This is a genomic window from Candidatus Coatesbacteria bacterium (assembly GCA_014728225.1).
Lineage (GTDB): Bacteria > RBG-13-66-14 > RBG-13-66-14 > RBG-13-66-14 > RBG-13-66-14 > WJLX01.
The window spans coordinates 1-6,097 of sequence record WJLX01000130.1 but is presented as its reverse complement, the minus strand read 5'-3'; the positions used below and the strand labels follow the sequence as shown (position 1 = coordinate 6,097).

Genomic DNA, 6,097 nt, shown 5'->3' with positions numbered 1-6,097 from the left:
TCCCTCGCCGGAGCTGGTCGAGCGCTTGCTGGGGCTGCCGCTGAGTCTGCTGGGCGTCGACGGTCCCAGCGTCGACGGCTTCGAGGGCGAGCCGGTGGTCCACCGGATGCTGTTCGGCGCCGGCGTGCCGGCCCTGGAGAATATCGACCTTTCGCGGGCTACTCCGGGGCGCTATCGCCTGATTTGCCTGCCCTTGTCGATTCCCACCGCCGAGGGGGCGCCCTGCCGGGCGGTGCTGCTGGCGGAGTGAGGCGCTTGCAGCTTTGAGCGATGTGCGGCCTTCAGCGCTTGATCCAGGGAGATTGTAAGGGTATATTAGCGGCAATATGACCGGTTTGGACAGCAGCAGTGCCTTATCCGGCTTTAGTTAAGATGCTCAATGTGTGCATCTGATTGATGTAATTTTTGATGTGATTTATTGATGAGTATGCTCAACTCCGCCCGAATTGGGCGGTGTTTTTTTATGTCGTTCGCTGGTTGACATTTGTCTGGACGGAGATTATATTGTTATTCGTGACAGATTAAGGCGCTGTGTTGCTAGATAACTCCCGCAAACCCTCCGGAGGTCTCTCATGCGTGCACTCACCATTCTACTGATGATCGCGGCCGTCCTGCCCGCGGCGGCCCTTTCCCCCGGCGAGGTCGTCTTCCAGAACGCCTACCCGGAGTTCGGGGCTGAAAGCGGCTACAACCTCAAAAACACCTTCACCTACGGGGTGGATAGCGAGATCAACGCCCGCTGCTACTACGGCGGTCACACCCTGGAGGACTGGATCAACTACGCCAACGAGCTCTATCCCGGGGCCCAGTTCTCCGGCTACTACCACCTCGTCGACCTGACCATCGATCCGGCGGCCGATTGGCCCCACCCCGACAACCAGTGGTGGGTGGAGATCGACGATCCCTCGCTGGACTGGGACCAGTGCGGCGGCTACGCCCTGCTGCCCAGCGAGTGGGGCGACGACGTCTACGGTTTCTACAGCGACCTGAACACCTACGGCGCTGAGGGCTGCAAGGGCCGGCACACCGTGGAGTACAAGGTCGTCATCGAGATGGTCGACGACTGGGATTCCCTGCGCGGCGAGTACATGTGGCAGAGCGACGTGACCGTCTCCGAGGGCACTTTCACCTGGGTGGTGCCCTAGGCGAGGGTTCCTGTGTTGCGCGTCCGGCACGGTTCTTGCGTTCCGCAGACCTCCCTCAGCGGGAGGTCTGCGGGCAACAACCGCTCCGGCCTGACGGTTGCCGGGGTTCGGCGCGTGAGCGGCGGATTAAAAAAACGGGGCCGACTGCAAGGTCGGCCCCGTCGTTTGCTCCGTTAGCTGGTTGGTGCGTCAGCGGGCGTTGTAGGCCCGGATGCCCTCGACCAGGCAGTCCATCGCCGCCTCGAGCTCGTCGCAGTTGAGGACGTAGGCGATGCGCACCTCCTGGGAGCCCAGGCCGGGGGTGGCGTAGAAGCCCGGTCCCGGGGCGGTCATCACGGTGTGGCCGTCACGCTCGAAGTCGGTCAGCATCCACTTGCAAAACGTCTCGGCGTCGTCGATGGGCAGTTTGGCCAGGCAGTAGAAGGCTCCTTCGGGCTTCTCGCAGACGACGCCCTCGATGTCCATCAGGCGGTCGAAGACCACGTCGCGGCGGCGCTGGTACTCGCGGCGGCTCTCTTCGATGTAGTCGCTCTCGTCGTTGTAGGCGGCGGCGGCGACGACCTGGCCCAGGGCGGGCGGGCAGAGGCGGGCCTGGGCGTAGCGCAGCACGGCCTCCATCAGGCGGTTGTTGCGGCTCATCACGCAGCCGATGCGGGCGCCGCAGGCGCTGTAGCGTTTGGAGATGCTGTCGATGACGACGGCGCGCTCCTCGAGGTCGTCGATGTCCAGGATGCTGACGGCCCGGGTGTCGTCGAAGGTGAACTCGCGGTAGACCTCGTCGGAGATGACGTAGAGGTTGTGCCGGCGGGCCAGGTCGGCGATGCGCTGGATTTCTTCGCGGGAGTAGACGGCGCCGGTGGGGTTGCCGGGGGAGTTGACGATGATCGCCCGGGTGCGCGGGGTGATCTGTTCTTCGAACTGCTCGACGGAGGGGCAGCGGTAGCCGCTCTCGGGGTAGGTGGTGATCGGCACCAGCTTGACGCCGGCGGTGACGGCGAAGCCGTTGTAGTTGGTGTAGAAGGGCTCGGGGATGATGAACTCGTCGTCCTCGTCGCCGATGGCCATCATGGCGAAGCTGATGGCCTCGCTTCCTCCGGTGGTGACGACGATGTGGTGGGGTTCGAAGTGGTAGCCCAGGCGTCCGTAGAACTTGATCAGCGCGGCGGTCAACGCCTGATCGCCCTGGGAGAGGCCGTACTTGATGACCTCGGTCTTGAACTCGCGCAGGGCCTTGAGCCCGGCGGGGATGGTCGGCAGGTCGGGCTGGCCGATGTTGAGATGGTAGACGTGGACGCCGCGCTGCTTGGCGGCCAGGGCGAAGGGCACCAGCTTGCGGATGGGGCTGGCGGGGATGGCCTGGGCGCGCTGGGAGAGGGGGGGACGGTCCGCCATGGTCGCTTCTCCTCCGAAGGGGGACGTGGTGGGGGCTCGCGGGGCCGCTCGACGGGCCGATGGTAAGTCCGCCGTCGCGGGCTGTCAAGCCTATCGCCGGGGGCTGATGTAGACCGCGAATCGGGTGGGGCGTCCGGGGCGCGCGGCGGGTTCCGCGGCGCTCAGTCCACGGGTGGGTCGAGATCCACGGCTAACCACCGACCGCTATCCTGGCGGAGCCAGACGACCAGTTAGCGGCCGTCGCTGGTGAAGGGGTCAGCCGGCAACTCGGTGTCCTGCTCGGCGAAGGCGCGCATCCGCTGGACGATATTTGGCTCGACGGCGGCCCGGACGGCGGGGCGGCTCGGCTCGATCTCCCCGGCCGGTGATGTCACGCTGATCAGCAACGGCGCTAAAAGGACCGCATATGACCCGTCCATCTCGACCTCCCGGTTTGGTGTGGCCCGGCGATGGAGGGTTGAATGAGAAAAACGGCCTGGAGTTGAACCGGCCGGTTGGGTTTCACTAAGTATCTATGAATACTATAGTATACTATATTTATCTTGATTGTTCATAGTTTATTTGATAGTTTTTTCTCAGGGATGCTTAAGGACATCCGCTATAGTCATTCACCCGAACAAAAGGAGAAACTCATGCGCAAGTCAATCATCATCGCCCTGGCCGTTCTGGTCTGCCTGGGCGCCCTGGCGCTGACGGCCTGTGAGAACATGGCCGCCGCCGACGAAGACAACCCCCTGGCCAGCACCGACATCACCATCCACGTCGAGGACGAATACGGGAACTCCATCCGCGGCGCTTCCGTCAGCTGGTCTATCGGTGACAGCTCCAGCGGCCCCTGGATCGTCGAGGACACCGGCACCACAAATGCCCTGGGCAACTGCACCATCACCACGGACTGGGGCACCCACTACGCCAACGATCGCTACTACAAGTGCTTCGCCTCGAAGAACGGTGATACGGGGGAGAAGATCGATCCCTTCACCGCGTCGGCCCCGGCGACGATCACCGTGATCATCGACTAAATGGAAAACTGACCTCGTATCCTCCGGGCCGTCCTCCGGGCCGTCCTCCGTGGCGGCCCGGAGCTGCCAGAGCGAGGAACATTTAACAGCACTGCTGAACGGAGGGCCGGCATCGGGGAAGCGCCCCCACGGCCCTCACCCCGGGAAGGAAGCAAAGATGCGAAATGCTCTCATCAGAGCCGCGATCGTCCTGGTCTGTCTGGGCGCCCTGGCGCTGACGGCCTGCGAGAACACGACCGCCGCCGACGAAGACAACCCCCTGGCCAGCACCGACATCACCATCCATGTCCAGGATGAGCAGGGGCCCGTCGAGGGCGCCGGCGTCGTCTGGTTCGTCGGCGACAGCAGCAGCGGTCCCTGGCTCTACGAAAGCTCCGGCACCACTGACGACGACGGCGACTGCACCATCACCACGGACTGGGCCACTCACTACGCCAACGGACGCTACTACAAGTGCTCCGCCTCGAAGAACAATGATACGGGGGAGAAGATCGATCCCTTCACCGCTTCGGCCCCGGCGCGGATCGTCATCACCGTCGAGTGACCGGCGTTACCCGACGACAACCGGGCCGCCCGCGGGCGGCCCGGTTCGTTCAGGACTGCGGCGATCGATCAGCTTTAATCCAGGTGCTTGATCTGACCCCAGGAAACGGGAACGACATTCCACTCGCCGAAGTCGCCGGTGACGGTGGCTTCGCTGTCGCAGGGGTTGTTGACGTCGGCCAACTGGACGGTGGCGCCGTCGACGGTCACGGTGTCGCCCACGGCCAGGGTCGGCTTGCCGCCGTCCATGGACAGGGTAACCTCGAGGGTCGCGGCGTCGGTCCAGACGGCGCCGCCCAGGGCGCCGCTGCCGGAGAGCCAGGAGTGGGGAGCCGCCGGGGAGGCGCCCAGGCCCAGGGCCCGGACCTCGCCGAAGCCGCCGCCCCGGGTGCCGTCGTCGAGGGCGAAGACGGTGTCGATGTTGGTCTCGTCGATCGTCGGCTCGTTGGTGTCCTTGTCGAAGGTCAGAATGACGACGCCGGTGTCGGCCTGGACCGCGACGGTCTCCAGCACGGGCTTGTTGGCGTCGACGAGATAGTTGACGGAGTTGACGGCCAGGGGATAGCCGTCGCCGGTCCAGTCGTGGGCGCCGTCGTAGTAGATGTTCAGTCCGATGCAGTTTTCATTGGCGTTGATCGCGGCCAGGTCATAGCCGTTGGCCCAATCAGCGATCCACTCGGCCCCGGATTCGGTGTCGATCATCGACCAGAAGAAGCCGTTGTTGATGCTGCTCACGCCGTCCATGATGGCGTGGCCGGAGTCGCTGCCCAGGTTGGTGTAGGAGAAGCTGGAGCCCCCCTGGGTCAGCGGGGAGTAGGCCGCGTCCCCGGTGATGCGGCCCAGGAGCTGCCATTGGCCGCCGGTATCGAAGACAGCGGTGCCGAGGACGACGCTGCCGCCGAGATCGACGTAATCGGCCAGGTTGTCGCCCATGCCGCTCTGGTTGTTCCAGGCATAGTTGGCATAAGCCAGGACGCAGGCGTAGGCTTGCAGCTCGGCCACTGTCGGGGTGGAATACCGACCGTCGAGATAAGTGACGGAGCCGATCTCGGCGTCGCCCTCGAGGGCGCCGAGGATACCCGAGTAATCAGCCGAGGTGGTGAGCAAGGCTACGTCGGGCAGCGCCAGGACGGGCACGAGAGCAACTAGGAGCCAGAGGACTACCTTGCGCATATTAAAGTCTCCTTTTAGTGACGGGTTACTTTTCTTGAAGGGGACATCAGTAGGGCCATCAGACCCATTGACATTATAGGCTTATCAAGAGTCCGTTTCCAGCGTGACAGGACGGCGAACGAACCTCCTGCACGGCGGATGCGCGCTCGGAGGGCCGTGATAATCGACGACAGTCCTTGTTGTCAGCAGGTATCAATAATCACCGGGCCGCCTGCGGGCGGCCCGGTTCGTTCAGGACTGCCTTGATTGACAGGGGCTGGTCCAGGGTTACGAGCCGGCCCCGGGGGAGAACCCGGGGCCGGAAGGCTTTGCTGTCAAATGGTTAAGGTCGCGGAAGCCTTACTCGACGATGAAGCGGCAGGTCGCCCGCTCGGACTCCTGGGCGACTTCCAGAATGTAGAGACCGCTGCGCAGGCTGCCGACGCTGATGGTGTTGGTCCGCCCATTGCTGATGCGGCAGGGGTTTTGCTGGACCAGCCGACCGGAAAGGTCGTAGATCTTGATCGCGGCGTCGCCGTTGAGCATGCTATCGCAGGCGACAGCCAACTGATCGCCGGCGACGGGGTTGTTCAGTACACGGATGCGGGTCTCGCTGACGGCCGATTCGCCAGCGGAGCCGAGGGGATTGCCGGGGTTCGGCGTGTAGTGGTATTTCAGGGCGCCGTAATCAGCATTTAAATGGTACAAAGTGCCACAGATAAAGACGTCGCCGTACGGATTGCAACTGATCGACTTTGCGCCGCCGTTGTAGGTGTCGTAGATGTCATACCACAGCTCGTTGAGGTTTTCGTCCCAGGCGACGGAAACGAGCTCGTTCATGAC

General features: G+C 63.6%; 7 protein-coding genes. 3 read left to right on the top strand and 4 right to left on the bottom strand.

All coding sequences use genetic code 11. From position 1 onward, the window contains the following. The first annotated feature begins 572 nt into the window (after positions 1 to 572). Positions 573 to 1,145: a hypothetical protein gene (locus GF399_09430; protein ID MBD3400540.1), complete on the top strand. Its 573-nt coding sequence runs from the start codon at positions 573 to 575 to the stop codon at positions 1,143 to 1,145. A 189-nt stretch (positions 1,146 to 1,334) separates the two neighbouring features. On the opposite strand, the gene GF399_09425 is transcribed toward GF399_09430, so the two are convergent. Together GF399_09425 and GF399_09420 are read right to left on the bottom strand one after the other, a co-directional pair. Then, positions 1,335 to 2,537 carry an aminotransferase class I/II-fold pyridoxal phosphate-dependent enzyme gene (locus GF399_09425; GenBank protein MBD3400539.1) on the bottom strand — a complete coding sequence of 401 codons (1,203 nt, stop codon included), beginning with the start codon at positions 2,535 to 2,537 and terminating at the stop codon, positions 1,335 to 1,337. 230 nt (positions 2,538 to 2,767) lie between these two features. Then, a complete protein-coding gene (locus GF399_09420) occupies positions 2,768 to 2,956 on the bottom strand; it encodes a hypothetical protein (protein ID MBD3400538.1) in 189 nt (62 codons plus the stop codon). Between the two features lie 213 nt (positions 2,957 to 3,169). Here GF399_09420 and GF399_09415 point away from each other — a divergent pair, with 213 nt between their 5' ends. Continuing rightward, a complete protein-coding gene (locus GF399_09415) occupies positions 3,170 to 3,559 on the top strand; it encodes a hypothetical protein (protein MBD3400537.1) in 390 nt (129 codons plus the stop codon). Between the two features lie 157 nt (positions 3,560 to 3,716). Next, a complete protein-coding gene (locus GF399_09410) occupies positions 3,717 to 4,103 on the top strand; it encodes a hypothetical protein (GenBank protein MBD3400536.1) in 387 nt (128 codons plus the stop codon). 74 nt (positions 4,104 to 4,177) lie between these two features. On the opposite strand, the gene GF399_09405 is transcribed toward GF399_09410, so the two are convergent. After that, positions 4,178 to 5,275, bottom strand: coding sequence for a hypothetical protein (locus GF399_09405; protein ID MBD3400535.1), 1,098 nt, complete (start codon positions 5,273 to 5,275; stop codon positions 4,178 to 4,180). A 339-nt stretch (positions 5,276 to 5,614) separates the two neighbouring features. Beyond that, a partial coding sequence (locus GF399_09400) for a T9SS type A sorting domain-containing protein (protein MBD3400534.1) occupies positions 5,615 to 6,097 on the bottom strand: 483 nt, incomplete at its 5' end.

What these genes read in the sequence shown, in the direction of transcription:
- GF399_09420 (MBD3400538.1), bottom strand. Translation starts at nt 2,956, where the DNA reads ATGGACGGGTCATATGCGGTCCTTTTAGCGCCGTTGCTGATCAGCGTG.
- GF399_09415 (MBD3400537.1), top strand. Translation starts at nt 3,170, where the DNA reads ATGCGCAAGTCAATCATCATCGCCCTGGCCGTTCTGGTCTGCCTGGGC.
- GF399_09410 (MBD3400536.1), top strand. Translation starts at nt 3,717, where the DNA reads ATGCGAAATGCTCTCATCAGAGCCGCGATCGTCCTGGTCTGTCTGGGC.
- GF399_09405 (MBD3400535.1), bottom strand. Translation starts at nt 5,275, where the DNA reads ATGCGCAAGGTAGTCCTCTGGCTCCTAGTTGCTCTCGTGCCCGTCCTG.
- GF399_09430 (MBD3400540.1), top strand. Translation starts at nt 573, where the DNA reads ATGCGTGCACTCACCATTCTACTGATGATCGCGGCCGTCCTGCCCGCG.
- GF399_09425 (MBD3400539.1), bottom strand. Translation starts at nt 2,537, where the DNA reads ATGGCGGACCGTCCCCCCCTCTCCCAGCGCGCCCAGGCCATCCCCGCC.